Below are 15833 nucleotides of genomic sequence, written 5' to 3'. Positions count from 1 at the left end.
TTTGCTCCTGCCCACGCACCCCGCTTCTCATGCGCCTCTCACTCCTGCTGCTCCTCGTCGTCTGGGGCGCCGCCCCTGCCTTTGCCCAGGCGAACCTCTCCGGTGTCGTCATCAACGAGATCCTCGCCGACCCGAATTCGACGTCCGACAACTTCGACACCGACGGCGACGGCACCGCCGAGTCGAACGACGAGTTCGTTGAACTCTACAACAACGGCTCGAGCGCCGTGGACATCTCGAGTTGGGAGCTCTACGACGGTGCCGGATTCCGTCACGCGTTCACCGCCAGCACCGTGCTCAACCCTGGCGACTTCATCGTCGTGCTGGGGGCCTGGGACCCTGGCACGCCGCCTGCTGGCATCGTTGCAGCAAGTAACGGCTCGCTCGGCCTCTCCAACGGCGGCGACTCGATCTTCCTCTACAACCCGTCGAGCGGCGAGTACGTCGTTGCGCGCTACAACGGCGACACGTCGGCCTTTCCCGGTCCCGTTGCCACCCTAGTCGGCGAGACGGACTTCGGCAGCGACACCGACGGGCAGTCGCTGCAGCGCGCCCCGGACGGCTCCGCGACCATCGTGAGCGCGGCCCCCAACCCCGGCGGCCTCAACATCCCCGTCGAGTTGGTCGCATTCGACGTGACGCTCGACGGGACGACTGCACGCCTCGGCTGGGCGACGGCGTCGGAGACGAACAACGCGGGCTTCGAGGTGCAGGTGCGCGGCCCGCAGGCCGACGCGTTCGGGGCGCTCGGCTTCGTGGAAGGCCGCGGCACCACGACGGAGGCGCAGTCCTACGCCTTCCGAACCGACGCGCTCGGGCCGGGCACCTACACCTTCCGCCTGAAGCAACTCGACTTCGACGGCGTGTTCGAGTACAGCCCGGAAGTCGAGGCCACGGTTACCCTCACGGAAACCTTCGCGCTCTCGGACACGCACCCGAATCCGTTCTCCGACACGGCGCGGCTCTCGCTGAGCATCCAGCAGCCGCAGCACGTCGTGGTGGCGGTCTATGATGCCCTCGGCCGCACCGTGGCCACGCTCCACGACGGTCCCATGACCCCGGACACGCCTGCATCCATGACGCTCGACGGGCACATGCTCGCCAGTGGCCTCTACGTCATTCGCGTCGTCGGAGAGACGTTCGCCACCACGCGCCGCGTCACGCTGGTTCGATAGAGAGCCATAGAGCCAACGCCGCCGCCTGGGTCAACGCCTCAGTTGCCCAGGCGGATATCGCCGTACGTCAAGACCTCGCCCCCCGCGAGAATGCGGAGCCGGTAGGTGGCGCCCGGCGGGAACGTGCGCGTGACGCCGCCCACCGACCGACGCGGATCGAAGTCCACAAAGAACTGCGCGCCCCCATCGTACTCGACCGTGTCGAGGAAGATAGTTTCGTCCGGCTCTCGGTCATCGCCATCGCCGTCGAAGTCAAACGATGTGGTCAGGGTGAGGGCGCCAGGGAAGGCGCTCGGCTCCTGCACCCGAAGCGTGAAAGCGACGAACTCGCCACTGGGCACGGGATTGGGCGCAGGCGTTTCGAGGAAGAACGCGGCCGTGGCAAAGAAGGGCGCGATCTGCCAATCGTCGTTGTCGAGGCCGTTGGGCGGCAGGAAGGCCTGCGCGGAGAAGTCACGCTGCGCCTCCACCGAGTCGCACGCTGGCGCGGTCACGAGGAGGCCACAAAGGAGAACGCCGACGAGAAGACGGAGCATGCAAATCGAAACGGTGGGCGGTGCTGAGCGTTGCGCTACAACCCTGCCCGCTGCTCCGGTTCCCTCGTCCTCGGTTTATGCCTCCCGCCTCCCCCGCCCTGCCTCCGCGCTACGCCGCCAGCGACCTGCGCGTGGACCTCGCCGGGCGACGGGTGCTGGACGGGCTTTCCTTTCGCATCGAACCGGGCACAGTGACGGCACTCGTGGGGCGGAACGGGAGCGGCAAGACGACGCTGCTGCGGACGCTCGCCGGCCTCCTCCCCTACGACGGCACCCTCGCGCTCGACGGCACACCGCTTCGCACGTGGGCTGACCACGACCGGGCGCAGACGCTCGCCTACGTGCGGCAGCGCTCGTCGCTCGCGTTCGACCTCACGGTGCGCGAGTTCGTCGCCCTCGGCCGGATGCCGCACCGCAGTTGGCTGGCGAGCCCGTCCGCAACAGACCGCGCCGCCGTGGCCGACGCGCTCGCCACGACGCAGCTCACCGACCTGGCGGGACGCTCGGCCCGCACGCTCTCGGGCGGCGAGCACCGGCGGCTCCTCCTCGCCCAGGCGCTCGCACAGGACACGCCTACGCTCCTCCTTGACGAACCCACGGCCCACCTCGACCTCCGGCACCAACTCGACCTCGCGGGGCTCCTCCAGCGACTCCACGCAGACGGGCGGACGCTCGTGGCGGCCCTCCACGAACTCGACCTCGCGGCACGGCTCGCCGACCAGATTATCCTGCTGCACGCGGGGCGGCTCGTCGATGCGGGCCCGCCAGCCGACGTTCTCACGCCTGCTCATATCGCCGAGGTCTTCGGCGTCACCGCGACCGTCACGGCATCGCCTGACGGGCTCGACTTCCGCTACGATCTCGACTCAGGCCACAACCTGATGTAGGGCAACCCGATTCCGGGCACCGTGGCACCGGCTCGCAACTGCCGCGTACCCCTGGTCACCTCCCACATCGCCCTTCTCCTTTTCCCATCCATGAAAGTCTACACCCGCACTGGCGACGACGGTACCACCGCCCTCTTCGGCGGCGAGCGCGTCGCCAAAACCCACCCCCGCATCGACGCCTACGGCACCGTGGACGAGACAAACGCTTGCCTCGGCCTCGCCCGCGCCCACCTCAAGTCGATGGTGTCGCTCGGCTCGACGATCTACCAAGGCGACGGCTTCTCCGAGGCAGACTTCGCACACGCCGACAGCCTCCTCGACCGCGTCCAGCACGACCTGTTCGTCCTCGGCGGCGACCTTGCTTCGCCGCACGACACAAAGTATCCGGTCCCGCGCATGACGCTGGACCACACTGCCGCGCTCGAAGCCGAGATCGACCGGCTCGACGAGGACCTGCCCCCGCTTAAGCATTTTATCCTGCCGGGCGGGAGTGCCGCCGCCGCCGCGCTGCACGTTGCACGGACCACGTGCCGCCGCGCCGAGCGCCTGACCGTAGACCTCGCCCACCTGGAGCCCATCGCAGAGGCTTGCCCGCGCTACCTCAACCGGCTCTCCGACCTCCTCTTCACGCTCGCCCGCTGGGTCAACCACCGCGCGGGCATCACGGAGCCTATCTGGGCCCCCGTTGAACGCTGATCGCTGGCCGAGCGCTGAACTTCGCGCTTCGCTACACAACGAACGCGGGCGGCCCCATCTCGGAGCCGCCCGCGCGTGTTTCGACTGGCTATGCGGTGCTAGTTGAGCACGTTGAGCAGCAGCGAGAAGCGGATGGTGTCGGAGAGCGGCGAGTTCTCCTCCACGGCGTAGATGTAGGACAGGTCGACGCCGATGATCTGGTAGCGGATGCCCGCGCCAAAGGTGAGGTACTCGCGGTTGCCGTTGTACGGGTTCTCGTAGAAGTAACCGGCGCGGACCGCGAAGAGGTCGTCGTACCAGTACTCCAGGCCGAGGCCGATGGTGAGCTGCTCCAGCACACCGAGTTCGCGGCACGACGAATCGAGACCGCAACTGTACTCGTCGGCTTCGCTCACGGGGTTCTCGCCAGACTCGTTATCGTTCGGGTTGAGGTCGACCGAGATCGGCTGCCAGGCGCTGAAGATGGAGGTCATGAACGACTTCGGCTCCCGCGTCGGGTTGCCGTTGTCGTCAACCGAGTCCTCGAAGTCGATGAGCGTCTTGGTGAAGTCGAGGGCGAGGCTGACGCGGTTGAAGTCGTCAAGGAAGGCCGTCATCGCGCCGCCGAAGCGGAGGTTAGTCGGGATCGGGTCGCGCTGCTCGCCGTCGACGTATTGGATGGTCGGCCCCATGTTGGCGAGGTTGAAGCCGAGGTTGGGCTCCATGACCACGCTGCCAAGGTTGAAGCTAGGCGCACGCCACAGGCCGGAGAAGTCGAAGCCCACGGAGACGCCCGCGTTGGTCTGCTGACCGCCCACGAGGGTCGCGCCGTCGGTGAGATTCGAGTAGATGAACCGCACCCCACCGCCGAGGGCAAAGTTCTCCGTAACACGTCCGCCGTAGGAGAGGCCCACGGCCAGTTCGCCTGCGGAGAAGACGCCGAGGTCCTCGTTGTTCTGGCCCCGGTACTCTTGCTCGCCGAGGTCCAGGTAGGTGATGTGCGCGCCGAAGGTGCCGATGCCGTCGATCGCGTACTTCCCGGAGAGGTAGTAGTAGTAGAGGTCGGCCTGAAGCGAGGGGAGCCACTGCGAGACGGTCATCGAGGCTTCGATGCCGTCCTGGAAGGCGAGGCCTGCCGGGTTCCAGAAGACCGCGCTGGCGTTGTCGGCCAGACCGACACCCGCGTTGCCCATCCCAGCCGCGCGGCTGTCCGGCTCGATCTGAAGGAAGACGACGGCGGCTCCACCCACCTGAGCATGGACCGGCAGCGCGAGCGCAACCAGAGCCGCCAGCGCGAGGCAGGAGCGAAGGAAACGAGACATAGTTCGTTTGGTGTTGGAGAATGTCAACAATGCAGATGCCGTCGCAACGATCAAATAGGCGCGGGGAGGTAGGTGGACGTGAACTGGGAATAGAACGATAAACTAGCAAATCGCGGGCCGCAATGGTATCGCCTGCGCCCTACTGGGGGCGATGGCGCTGCGCCTCCTCACACAAACTCCCCCCAGCGTCGACTGCTGGGCTAACGCCGTACGAGGTCAGATTAGCGTATGATGGCGAGCCGCTCGATACGCTCGGCGATTTGCCGCTCGCCCTCGGCGCGCTCTACTTCGACGCGGAGGCGGTAGAGGTAGACGCCGCTCGCGAGCCGGTCGAAGTCGTCGTCGAGGCCCTGCCAGGGGATGCGAACGAGGTTGCCTTCGAGCGTACCGGACGGAAGCGTGGCCACGTCATCGAGGGTGGCGATCGGCCGGCCAGCCAGCGTGTAGATGCGGAGTTGCACCCGGGCCGGCGTGCCCGGCGGCTGATTGTGCTCGAAGACGAAGTCGGTCGGGCCCGGTGTCGGATTGGGGTAGTTGAGCACGTTCTGGATCACCAGGTCCTCGTCGCCGGCCACGACGTAGGACAGCGTCGCCTCCGTGGAGTTGTTGGCTACGTCCCAGGCGCGGACCGTGAGGGTATGCGGGCCCTCGGCCTGCTCCGGCAGGATGAAGCGGATAGTGCCGCTGCTCGCATCGTTGAGGTCGCCCTCGAAGGATGAGCCGATGTCGATGGCCCCCGCAGCGTCGCCGTCGAGGGTGAGCAGCAGTTGGTGGCCCACGCCGGAGCCCACTGTGTTGATGCCCGTCTCGTCTTCCAGGCGCACGACGAGCGTGGGCTCCGGACCGACCAGGCCGCCGTCGACGAAGGAAGCCTGGGGCACCTCGTCCGAACTTGGTTCGCCGCTGAGGTCAGCCTCCGTAGCGAAGCGGAGCGTCATGCGCGGGCCGGCGGTGTCGCTGCTCCCCGCCCCAGCAGTGGTGCTGATGACCACGTCTTCCGTCGCCCCTGCCCCGTCCAAGGTGGCCGAGCGGGCGTACACCGCGATGCGCGCTGGTGCTCCCGAGTACGACACGTCCCGCGGCACCACGAAGGCGACGCGGAAGCGGCCTTGGCTCACGCTCGCGCGGCCCTGGAAGAGCCGGTCGTTGCGCACCTCGAACTCGCCGCCCGCCTGGAAGCGCTGTGCCTCCTCAGGGACGGCGACCCGCCGCGCAGCGTCGAAGACGGTGACCTCGACCTCGCCCTCGAACGCAGCGTCGACGGTGCCGGCGGCCGTGAGCACTTCGCCCTCGACCTCGGTGCGTTCGAGCGCGCGCAACTCGGGCGGTGCGCCCTCACTGACTGGCTGCCCGTTGACGGAGGTCAGCCGCACCGTGCGCGTCGGCAGGCCGATCCGCAACGTCGGGTCGCCGAGCAGGGCGAACTTGCGGTTGTTAGATTCGGCCCCGTCGTCGGTGTTTTTGGTCGTCCGCACGATGTCCCCGAGGCGGCGCGGGCGGCCGTCTGCCTCGCGCACAAAGAGCGCCTCGTTGAGCCGCAGGTTGAGCGCCGTGTTGAGCGTTTCGAGCGACGCCGACGTGAACACCACCCGGAGCGTCGTCAGCATGGCGATCCCTCCGCCCTCGGGCAGGAGGAACATCCGCTCGGCGGCGCTCTGGTTGTCGATCATGTCCATGCGTCCGAAGGAGCACGTCGCCGTGATGCAGACGGTGGGGCGGCCGACGTTGGTCAGCCCAGCGATTGCCTCGCGGTCGAGCAGGCTCTCGTCGGCGAGCCGCTCGATGCCGCCGTGGCCGGCGTAGTTCCAGACGAGCGTTCCCTCGTTGATGGCGCGCACCGCGTCGGCGCTGGCCTGCGGATAGCGGCGTCCCACGGCCGTCACCTCCGGCGTGTAGGAGAGGGTGTAGACCTTCTGCTGGTTCATGTAGGGCGCTGCCGGCTGGACGGCATTGACGGCCACCACGTCGATGTTCTGGAGGTGGAGATCGGCGTCGCGCGGGGACGGATTGTTGTCGTCCGAGAGGAAGGTGTAGCGGGTACGCCAGGGGCCAAAGTTGGCGGGGTCCTCGTAGCGCTGGACCTTGGCGACCATCGCCTCGGCCTCGGCCAGCGTGCGCACGGGAAAGCGACCGATGCCCACGTCCACACGCTCGTTGCTCACGGCGGCGAGGCTGATGTAGGGCCACTCGCCTTCGTCATCGTCAAGCAGGCCGAAGTAATCGTCCGAGGTATAGGACTGCTCTAGCACAAGTGACTCGTCCGACTCGAACATCGGGACGTAGTTGTCCACCACACCGCCGTCGTCGCGGCGCCCGGCCTGGATGCCGCGGAAGTCGTAGTGCCCGTCCCCGAAAAGCAGGAGGTAGTCGGGCAACTGCCCGGGCGTCTCGGCTCGGTCGTAGAGGAACTTCATGAAGTCCCGCGCGGCGCGCATGTCCACGTGGCCACCTGAGAACTCGTTGTAGACCTGCTCAACATCGACGACGAGCACGCGGAGCCCGTCTCGGTCCCGGCGGTAGTCGGCGAGGGTCTGCGCTGCCGGGAGAAAGTCGGCGTGGGTGACGATGATGAAGTCGGGGAAGCCGGTGAGGCCATGCAGGTTCTGGTTGGCGACGGCCTGCCCCGCGGGCGGCTGCGCGATGCGTCCGCTCGTCGGCACAAACGCGACGAGTTCGCGCGGCGCCGTCAGGTCGGTCACCTCGACCTGCACCAGATAGCTACCGCCCTCCGCCTGCGTTCCCAGCGCCCGGATGGCGTCCGGCTCGGTGATGTCCCACACCTGCGGCGCGCCGGAGAACCCGCTCAGGACAAACTCGAAGCGGCCCAGTTCGCCCCCTGGGGTGTGGAAACGGAGGTACCCGTCCTGTGCCTGCAGTTGACGCGGCGCGAAGGCCCGGAGCCAGTTGAGGTAGGCGGTGGGGTTGTTCTGCGTGCCGATCAACCGGAGATCCAGTTGGAGCGCCTCCCCAGCCGGGAGGTCTTGCTCGAACGAGAGGCGGGACAGCCGGGCGTACGCGAGCGTTGGCGAGTTCAGCTGAACGACTGATGGGCTTGCCGAGGCCAGCACGGTCCCGTCGCGTTCCAGTTGGATCTCGGCGCGCGGGTTGGCGCGCGTCGCCGTGAGCGCTTCGAAGCGCACAGGCCCGGCGAGGCGACCGGCGATCGTCGTGTCGAGCACGCTCCGCAGGGGGCGGGCCGCCACTACGTCCTGCCCGAGCCAGTCGAGGCCGGAGCCGCCACCGCTGGACTCCGCCATGAACACGTCCTCTTCGACGAACAGGCGATCGACGAACTGCGTCCGACGCTGCGGGCTCGCGAAGCCGGGGAACGGCGCCGTGGCCACGCGCTGGCCGCTGTCGGACCCCACGCGGAGGAAGTACGCCGTCGTGACGGTGAACGGGTTGACGTAGTGCTCCCAGTCGGTCTCGGTCGTGTCGTAGCGCCAGCCGTTGGGCGCCTCGGCGAAGAAGTAGAGCGCACCGCCGTCGGCGAAGGTCGGGCCGCCTTGCGTCCAGGCTGCGTTCTGGGCGAGGTCGGCGGTGCGTGGATCGCTGTTGAGGGCGGGCAGCGGCTCGCCCCCGTTGCTGTAGACCTGGAGTTGGTCGACGCGCACGCTGCCGGGCTCCAGGCCGAGGCTACTCACATAGTCGGCATCAACCCGGTAGATGCCCTCGCGGGCGACGGCCAGTTTGAACCAGCTTCCGTCGGCAAGCGCGCTTCGTTCGACGGCGACGTGCAGCGAGGTTCGGGCGAACGCGGTGCGTGCCAGCGGGCTCGCCAGGTCGGTCTCCGCCGTCCGTCCCGCCGCGAACGCCGTGGCGTACGTCACACGCACGACGACACGCCGGTAGCGGCGCAGCACGCCTGCTTCGGGGTCCGCACGCAACACGCCCACGCTGAGCGTCCCGGTCGGCTGCTTGCGTTCCATACCGATGGCGTGCACCCGGGCAAGGTCGAGCGTCAGCCCACCCCAGCGCTCCAGATCTGCTCCGGTCGGCAGCGTCACCTCGTCGAAGTCGGCGGCGAGCACGTCCACACGCGGCGAGCGGGACGTGGGCAGCGGGAGACTCGCGGAAGCGTCGCGCCAGCCGCCTGCAGCATTGGCGAGCAGCAGATCCGGGCTCGTGAGGCGCGCGGCGCGGTCAGCCAGCGACGCCGCCCAGGTCACGGTCATCTCGTACGTCGCACTGCTCGCCGTCGCAGCTACAAGCGTGACACGGGGGGCCACGCGGACCACCGGCGGCTGGGTCCGGTATGCCTCAGGGAATTCCAGCGTGCGGCCCGCTGCATCCTCCGCCGTAGCGTCCATAGCCGGCCGCGACATGGGCGATGCTACCGCTGGCGCGTCCACCTGAGGCGTGCGGTCCTGGACTGGCCGCTGTGCCAGCGCCGGCGGCAGGCCCGCCAGCCACAGGCACAACAGGACAGGTACAGAGCGTGAGAGGAGAGCTCGCAAGAGAGCGGTCATCATTCGGTCGAGTCAGGGGGGACGGCCTCGGCAGGCCCAGGGTGAGTAGCACCTCGTGGAAGAAAGCGGCGCAACCCGAAGATCCTGGATGAACTCGATACACGCGAGTCGGTGGCCGCGTCTAGCGAGCGCTAGCGGGGCGTGCCGGAAGCCGGTCGGGCAGCAGTAGCGCTACGGACTCGATGCGACGGGCGTGGTGCGTGTGAGGACAAACAAGCGTGAGCCGTTCCTGCGGCCTAGCTTGGCATGGACGGTCTGCCGTCCGATGCAGTGGAGGTGCGAATATAGCCGCCTCGTCTAGCCAGGACAAGGGCATCCCTGTTCCCCACGGTCCCTGCGACTGGTCGTACCAACGCCAACGCGCCACGGCGGCCCTCCGTTTGAGAGGCCACCGTGGCGCGTTGGCACGGACAGGCTGGGGTGAGGCCCGCGACGCGCGCTGGCGTCGAGCGCCCTAGCTGTTGATGTTCCTGTGGATCGCCTGGCGCGTCAGCCCGATGCGCTCGCCGAGCTGCGATCGGTTGTCGATGCCGGGGATGCCGACGAAGCCGTTGACGAGGCTCGTGAGGTACTCCTGGCGCAGCTTGTTGATCGGGACCGGACCCAGGATCTTGGCAATGTCGAGCGCGCCGAGGTCTTCCTGGCAGGTGCGGATGTCGGCTTCGAGGCGCTCCTTGATCGAGTTCCAGACCGGCACCTTGGCGAAGATCTGCCGGGCCTGCTCGTAGTACTCCAGCGCCAGGCCGAAGAACCGGAACTCGCGGTGGTAGAGCGAGGCAAGCTGGTGAAGCACGACGCCTTGCTCCGCGATCAGGTCGTTGCGCGTGGCGAGCTCGAACGCCTTCTGGATCAGCTCTTCGCCCTCGGCCGTGTTGCCCTGCTTGACGAAGACATAGCCTTTGTGCATGAGCGCCTTCGGGATGTACTCCACGAGGCCGTTGCGCCGGCTGAGGTTGTAGACGCGGTCGAACTGCTCGACGGCCTCTTCATACTGCCCCTGCTCGGCTAGGATGCCGGCCTTCTGATAGACGGCCGCGATTTCCCACGGCCGGGTGCCGAGCGAGCGAGCTTCCTCGCGGACGCGGTCGAAGTACTGCAGCGCCGCAACGGGGCTAGCCAGCCGGTGTCGCATCAGCCAGCCGAGGCGGTAGTCGAGAACGACTGTCTGGTAGGCGTCGTTCGGCTCAACGAAGGCGAGCTCAGTTTTGACGCGCTCGATGGGCGCGTCGCGGAGGCAGCGGACTGCCTGGAGCTGGACGTGCGTGCGTCCAATGGCGTCGAGGGCCGGGTCCTTGAGCAGTTCGTTGAACTCGAGGAAAGCGTCGTAGACTCGTGCCTTGTCCATAGCTGCGACGGCGCGGAGCCAGCGGCGGCGCTGAGCTTCTGGCAACGCGCCAAGGTGGTCGGCAGCCCGCTCGATGTGCTCGAGCTCGTGGGACGGGTTCATCGGGACGGAGGGCATGGCTCGAAGCAGGGGAGTGCGTGGGAGGGGATACCGCTGCGACCCGGCGACGAACTGAGGCGGTGAAGCCCGAAGCGGCGTCGTCCAGCGTGCTCCAGGTATCGGGCTGCCCCCTGTTTGCTTTAGCCATCTGTTTCGTTTTCTCTACAAGTCGCCCCCTCACCGCATTCAATTGCCCGAAATGTCACACAAAATGATTCCTTTGTACCCGGTGATAAATTCCCACTTCTGTTCGCACCACAGCGCCTCGTCTGCGTGCCTCAGCGCGTCCGGCCCCACGAAACAGGGCCGCAACGAAAAGGGGCGGTGCCGTAGCACCGCCCCCGAGGTTTGCCTAGGACCAAGCCGCTAGTTGGGCAGCGCAGCCTCATGCCCGACGTGCTGGCGCAGGTGCTGCTTGAGCCGGTTCAGCTTGTCGAGCTCGTTGGTCAGTTGCTGGCTGGCTTCAGCAATGTGCTCGATGGCGGTGGCGATCATCGGATCCAGATCCATCATACCTCCGAGTTCTTTGACGAACTGGGCGTTGCCAGAGATGGTGGTCATCGGGTTGTTGATGTCGTGCGTCACGGTGCCCACCTCAGTGCAGAGCGCACGGAGCAGCCCGCGCAAGTGGTTGATCTCACCACTGGCGGCCGCGAGGGGCAGATCGCCATCCTCGGCGAGTCCGAAGACCCGGCGGAGGTGCGCGATGCGGTCGGCAGGCTCGGGCGTGCAGGCCACATCGACGGCGCCCGCATCGAGAAGCGCCGCATGCGTGCCATCCGGCAGCACCATCGCTTGCACGACGACGGGGGCTGCGATGCAGTGTTCGCGCACGTATCGAAGCACGTCCAGGCTGGTTGCATCCGGCAGCACCCCGCTGGCCAGGATCAGGTCAACCGCCGCGGCACCGAGGTAGTCCTGCGCGTCTGCGAAGGAGCGGCAGTGCGTGATGTGCGCAGCCGGAAGCGTGTGGCGAAGCCACCGCTTGACAGGCTGCATCACGTCGTCGTCGGCGTCGATGAAGAGAACTGTGGCATGGCCGTTGGCGACATCAGAGGGTAGCAAGGACATACGAGACCGTACGGGGGTGAACCGTGCTGGGTGGTGGAAGGGGTGAACCTGAACGTTGTGGGAGACTCAGGGTCCGCGCTATGTGTTCAGGAAGATGGGCAGTCAACAGGGGGTTACAATGTAGCTAAACCATTGAGCCATACCCAGCTTGATTTCGGGCTGCGCCGGTTTTGGCAGCGGCTAGGTGGACTCAAAGGTGGACGCTTCGGATTCGTCGTGCATGGGGTCGTCGCCGAGCGGGGCAAAGTCGTCGCCCGAGAGGAAGTCGGCGCCATCGCCGAACCCGGCGAGGCGCGAAGGCTTGGCCCTGAGCGCGGAGGCGGACTCCGGCAACGACGCGGTGTCATCGGGCAGCACGGTCGCACGGGTCATGATGTTCTCGATCATCTGGGAGGCCCCGTCGATCATCTGGAGGCACGTCTCGGCCTCGCGCGAGAGGGGGTCCGTGTTGCTGTGCAGCCGCAGCGTGTAGGTCCGCAGCGTGTCGAGCGGCGCGCCGAGTTCGGCGCGGAGAACGGCGATGTGCTCTTGCGCCAGGGCCTGGGCCTCGGCAACCAATTCGAAGGGATCGGGCTCGGGGTCTAGCTCGTCGAGGGATAGCGCCGCCCCCTCGGGCTCGGCGGGCACCACTTCCTCCTCGGGTTCTGAGGCTGGCAGCGAGGCCTCCTCGGATTCCGCGGCGGGCGGCGGGGCCTCCTCAGGCTCCTCAAACGGCGGCAAGGCGACCCCGACCAGGACCCGGCGCTCCTCTAGGGCGCCCTCGTCCACGCGAGCCCGGTGCCAGGCGTATAGCTTGGGGTCGCTCGCACGGGCATGCACCGTGACCACGCAGGCCTCGGCAGCGTTGCCAAAGAGCCACGCTGAGAAGACCGAGGTGTCTTCCTCGTCGAGGCCCAGCGCCGCGGGCACGTCGTCCAGGTGTGACACCTGCGCGAGCTCGCACCCCGTGAGCTTGGCCGCCGCCTCGTTCCAGCGACGCGTCCCGCCAGCCCGGTCGAACGCCATCAGCACGGCACCCGTCGCCGCCACCAACTCGTCGACGCGCTGCTGGCCGTTGGTCAGTTCCTCCATGCGCTTGTCCACCATCAAGTCGAGCGAGTCGGAGAACGACTCGATCTGACGCTCCAGCGTGCGCTCTTTCATCTTGTCGGAGGCCACGACGAGGACGGCCGGGCGGCCATCTGAGCGCACGGCGAGCAGCGACAGCTTGACCGGGCGTGTGGCGTCTTCCAGGCTGCGGATCGCGTAGTCGATGTCGGCGAAGGCCGCCCCCTCGCTCTGGCTGCGCTGGGCCAGCTTTAGGACGGGCTCCATCGGCATGATCTCGTCCAGCACGTCCGACGTGCAGCCACGTACGGCCTCCTGGGGCAAGCCCGTAACCGCGTAGAAGGCGGGGTTGGCGTCCACGATGGTACCGTCGAGGGTGACGAGCAAGACGTAGCTGGTGTGGACCTGAAAGAGTGCATTGAGGTGCGCGCGCGCTTCGTCGAGCTGGGCGCGCAGCCCGCCGACGGAGTTCGCCATGAGGAACAGCGGCTCGGCGACCTCGCCTATGTCGTCCTTGACCTCGGCCTCCATGGCCTTGAGCGCCTTGCTATCGGCGTCGGCCTCGATCTGAGCGCCGAGCTTGCGCGTGATGCGGGCCAGTTGCTCCAGCGGCCGCTGTTGCGCAGCCCGCATTGATACCCACAGCGCGAACCCGAGCAACAGCCAAGCCGTCCCGACCACGCCGCCAGCGAGGAGGAGCAGAAACGAGCGGCCGTTGGACACCGCCGGGGCTACGAGGGCGAGGTAGGCGCGGCCGTTGCGTGCCGCGTGGATCGCCACCATGTACGGATCATCGGGCAGCGTGACCGTCTGCACCGGGTTTGTCTCCGCCGCCGCCAGGTGCATCTGCCAGTCGATGCCCTCTTCGGCTCCGGCACGCACGCCGTCGGCCGGGGGGCGGTAGATCAGCTGGGGCTCGCCGTTGCGATCGACGACGAACAGCGACGGCGTGTGGGCGAACGTCGAATCGCTGCCAGGCCCTTCGAAGTAGCGCTCCGCCATGTCGCCCAGCGAGGGGGCGCCGCTCTCGACGCCCGCGAGGAAGAGCGCCGCTTCATCGCCGAGCACCGCTGCCTGCTGGTCCGTGGCCGTGCTCCACTGCATCGCCACGAGCACCGCTGCCACTGCGACAAGCAGCACCAGGGCGAGGCCCCAGAGCGGCAGCGCGGCACGGACGGGCGAGGGGTGAGCCATGTCGCTTCGAGGCGCGGCGCGGCGCAATAAGTTCTGGTGGCGGGTACAATCGTAGCGTCCCATGTGCACGGAAGCACGCACCAGCGACTTCCTGAGCATACAGTGATGACAGGATTAACCTGCAGCAAAGCGTATGCCGGTCCACCCGCCTTGAACCCAGCCACTTATGCCCTAGATGACGTTCGGCCAGCGCCCTGCTCCACCGTCCCGGTCCGCCGTCAACCACTCGTGCGGCGAGTTGAGCCGGCTAGGGCGGCGACGCGCCTGTTTTGTGCGCCCGGAGCGCTCATTTCATCGCCTTCGCTCAGGTGTTTGCTGTCCTGGACCGCCTCGGCCGACGGCTCAGAGCGTAGGTGCGGCGTCTTCGACCACGTAGTCCCCGCGCTCCGAACGCGCGATGCGGCCCGTTGTCACCGCCGCGTCGTGCTCGAAGAAGATGCGCCACTCCTCGTCAGCCGCCTGGGCGAGAAGCCGCTTTTTCTCCGCGAGCGTGTCGAGCGGAGCGATGTCGTAGGCCATGATCCAGAGCAGCGGCACGTGCGCGACCGTCGGAAGCAAGTCGGCAGCGAAGAGCAGGGTCTCGCCCGACCCATTCGTCTCGGCGGTGAGCTTCACAAGCTGCTGCCCCCGCGTGTGACCGTCCACCGTGAGCAACTCGACGTGCGGGAAAAGGCTGCCGGGGCCGCTGTGCGCAGCCGTGAGCAGGTGTAGCTGCCCCGAGGCGTCGAGCGGGCCGAGGTTTTCGGCGAGGAACGACGCGCGCTCGCGGGGGCTCTCGTGCGCCCAGGCCCAGTGCGTCGCCTGGACGTGGTGCGTGGCGTTGGGAAAGACAAGGCGCAGCGTGCCGTCGGCGTCGCGCGTGGTGGACCCACCGCAGTGGTCGAAGTGCAGGTGCGTCAGCACAACGTCGGTCACCTCGCTCGCGTCGAAGCCCGCTGCCCGTAAGGAGCGGTGCAACTCCGAGTGCTCGTAGTCGACGGCGTAGATCGACCCAAACTTCTCGGTGTACGTGTCGCCCAGGCCGTTGTCGATAAGGATGAGCCGCTCGTGCCCTTCGAGGAGGAGGCAGCGCATGCCCATCGGGATGCGGTTTTTGCTGTCCGGCTCACTATGCCGTGCCCAGAGCGCGCGCGGGATGATGCCGAACATCGCCCCGCCGTCGAGGCCGAAGCGGCCCGTGTCGAGCGCGTGGAGGGTGTAGCCGCCGAGGGTGGTCATGAGTGTTGCGGTGTTGCAGTGAGGCCGTGTTGCAGTGGTCCAAAGTACCCACAGGCACATCGCTTCACTGCCGCACTGGTCCACCGCCTCACTCCAAACTCGGCAGGCCGCCTGCGTAGCCGTCGCCTTGGGCGCGGCGCTTGACCTCCTTGGCCAGCCGCACGCGCCGGAGAACCTCTTCGAGGTGCTCCGTGAGGAAAACCAGGCGCTCCTTCTCGGTAAGCATTTCCAGGAGTTGCTGCTTCTGCTCCAGCTCCAGCCCGGCGTTGCGCGCGACGATGTACGAGATCGGCGATGTGGTCTGGTAGGCAGCGGGGCGGATGTCCTCGCCGGCCATCTCCAACAGCTTCATGTGCTGCGTGATGAGCCGCTCGCGCGCAGCCAGATCGGCGTCGGCGATGCCGGACCCATCGGGTTCGAAGTCAACGGCGTCGGCCGTGAGGTAGGGTTTCTCACGGTAGACCTGGGCGATGCGGAAGCGCTGCTCGCCACGGCAGAGGATGTCCGAGCGCCCGTCGTCGTAGCGCTTGAGCACGCGCTCGATGCGCACCGTGCAGCCCACGTCGGCGAGCTTGGCCTCGTGCATGAGCACGATCCCGAAGGCGCGCTTCTCTTCCAGGCACAGGCGCACCATTTCGCGGTAGCGGAACTCGAAGATGTGCAGCGGCAGTGGCTCACCGGGGTACACGACGAGGCCGAGGGGAAACAACGGCAGCCGGTCGTCGGGATTCATACGCGGAGAAGGGCAAGCGGACGAGATGGCCCGGTCTTACGCGCGCTGGGCTGGGACGTTCA

At 67.4% G+C, this 15833-nt stretch carries 11 protein-coding genes; 3 read left to right on the top strand and 8 right to left on the bottom strand.

Features of this window, described 5'->3' with window-relative positions:
* Window positions 1-29 precede the first annotated feature (29 nt).
* Complete coding sequence (locus AAFU51_13890) at window positions 30-1175, top strand: lamin tail domain-containing protein (protein MEO1572340.1); 1146 nt, start codon at window positions 30-32, stop codon at window positions 1173-1175.
* A 38-nt stretch (window positions 1176-1213) separates the two neighbouring features.
* Here AAFU51_13890 and AAFU51_13885 read toward each other — a convergent pair whose 3' ends face one another.
* Complete coding sequence (locus tag AAFU51_13885) at window positions 1214-1711, bottom strand: hypothetical protein (GenBank protein ID MEO1572339.1); 498 nt, start codon at window positions 1709-1711, stop codon at window positions 1214-1216.
* Window positions 1712-1788: 77 nt separating this feature from the next.
* Between AAFU51_13885 and AAFU51_13880 the strand changes: the two genes are divergently transcribed.
* Both AAFU51_13880 and AAFU51_13875 read left to right on the top strand, forming a co-directional pair.
* Window positions 1789-2598, top strand: a complete 810-nt coding sequence (locus tag AAFU51_13880; protein ID MEO1572338.1) for an ABC transporter ATP-binding protein — start codon at window positions 1789-1791, stop codon at window positions 2596-2598.
* A 90-nt stretch (window positions 2599-2688) separates the two neighbouring features.
* Window positions 2689-3294, top strand: a complete 606-nt coding sequence (locus AAFU51_13875; protein MEO1572337.1) for a cob(I)yrinic acid a,c-diamide adenosyltransferase — start codon at window positions 2689-2691, stop codon at window positions 3292-3294.
* A gap of 98 nt (window positions 3295-3392) precedes the next feature.
* Here the strand turns inward: AAFU51_13875 and AAFU51_13870 are convergent, their stop codons facing one another.
* From AAFU51_13870 to AAFU51_13840, 7 genes are all read right to left on the bottom strand, one after another.
* Complete coding sequence (locus AAFU51_13870; protein MEO1572336.1) at window positions 3393-4595, bottom strand: PorV/PorQ family protein; 1203 nt, start codon at window positions 4593-4595, stop codon at window positions 3393-3395.
* 221 nt (window positions 4596-4816) lie between these two features.
* Window positions 4817-8920, bottom strand: coding sequence for a type IX secretion system sortase PorU (porU, locus tag AAFU51_13865; protein ID MEO1572335.1), 4104 nt, complete (start codon window positions 8918-8920; stop codon window positions 4817-4819).
* A 598-nt stretch (window positions 8921-9518) separates the two neighbouring features.
* Window positions 9519-10526 (bottom strand): hypothetical protein, encoded by a 1008-nt coding sequence (locus tag AAFU51_13860; GenBank protein ID MEO1572334.1) that lies wholly within the window; start codon window positions 10524-10526, stop codon window positions 9519-9521.
* A gap of 348 nt (window positions 10527-10874) precedes the next feature.
* Entirely contained in the window at window positions 10875-11579 is a 705-nt protein-coding gene (locus AAFU51_13855; GenBank protein MEO1572333.1) for a histidine kinase dimerization/phospho-acceptor domain-containing protein, read from the bottom strand.
* A 180-nt stretch (window positions 11580-11759) separates the two neighbouring features.
* A complete protein-coding gene (locus tag AAFU51_13850; protein MEO1572332.1) occupies window positions 11760-13820 on the bottom strand; it encodes a PAS domain-containing protein in 2061 nt (686 codons plus the stop codon).
* A 342-nt stretch (window positions 13821-14162) separates the two neighbouring features.
* Window positions 14163-15038: an MBL fold metallo-hydrolase gene (locus AAFU51_13845; protein MEO1572331.1), complete on the bottom strand. Its 876-nt coding sequence runs from the start codon at window positions 15036-15038 to the stop codon at window positions 14163-14165.
* A gap of 88 nt (window positions 15039-15126) precedes the next feature.
* Window positions 15127-15771 (bottom strand): LON peptidase substrate-binding domain-containing protein, encoded by a 645-nt coding sequence (locus AAFU51_13840; GenBank protein MEO1572330.1) that lies wholly within the window; start codon window positions 15769-15771, stop codon window positions 15127-15129.
* Between the last annotated feature and the right edge of the window lie 62 nt (window positions 15772-15833).

This window comes from Bacteroidota bacterium, assembly GCA_039821555.1.
In the GTDB taxonomy this organism is placed as follows: Bacteria; Bacteroidota; Rhodothermia; order Rhodothermales; family Rubricoccaceae; genus JBCBEX01.
Note: the sequence above shows the minus strand (reverse complement) of the source record. Positions and strands in the feature narration are given on the sequence as shown.

Coding starts and splice junctions, on each gene's coding strand:
- porU (MEO1572335.1), bottom strand. CDS start 8,920: ATGTCGCGGCCGGCTATGGACGCTACGGCGGAGGATGCAGCGGGCCGC.
- AAFU51_13855 (MEO1572333.1), bottom strand. CDS start 11,579: ATGTCCTTGCTACCCTCTGATGTCGCCAACGGCCATGCCACAGTTCTC.
- AAFU51_13850 (MEO1572332.1), bottom strand. CDS start 13,820: ATGGCTCACCCCTCGCCCGTCCGTGCCGCGCTGCCGCTCTGGGGCCTC.
- AAFU51_13880 (MEO1572338.1), top strand. CDS start 1,789: ATGCCTCCCGCCTCCCCCGCCCTGCCTCCGCGCTACGCCGCCAGCGAC.
- AAFU51_13890 (MEO1572340.1), top strand. CDS start 30: ATGCGCCTCTCACTCCTGCTGCTCCTCGTCGTCTGGGGCGCCGCCCCT.
- AAFU51_13860 (MEO1572334.1), bottom strand. CDS start 10,526: ATGCCCTCCGTCCCGATGAACCCGTCCCACGAGCTCGAGCACATCGAG.
- AAFU51_13845 (MEO1572331.1), bottom strand. CDS start 15,038: ATGACCACCCTCGGCGGCTACACCCTCCACGCGCTCGACACGGGCCGC.
- AAFU51_13885 (MEO1572339.1), bottom strand. CDS start 1,711: ATGCTCCGTCTTCTCGTCGGCGTTCTCCTTTGTGGCCTCCTCGTGACC.
- AAFU51_13870 (MEO1572336.1), bottom strand. CDS start 4,595: ATGTCTCGTTTCCTTCGCTCCTGCCTCGCGCTGGCGGCTCTGGTTGCG.
- AAFU51_13875 (MEO1572337.1), top strand. CDS start 2,689: ATGAAAGTCTACACCCGCACTGGCGACGACGGTACCACCGCCCTCTTC.
- AAFU51_13840 (MEO1572330.1), bottom strand. CDS start 15,771: ATGAATCCCGACGACCGGCTGCCGTTGTTTCCCCTCGGCCTCGTCGTG.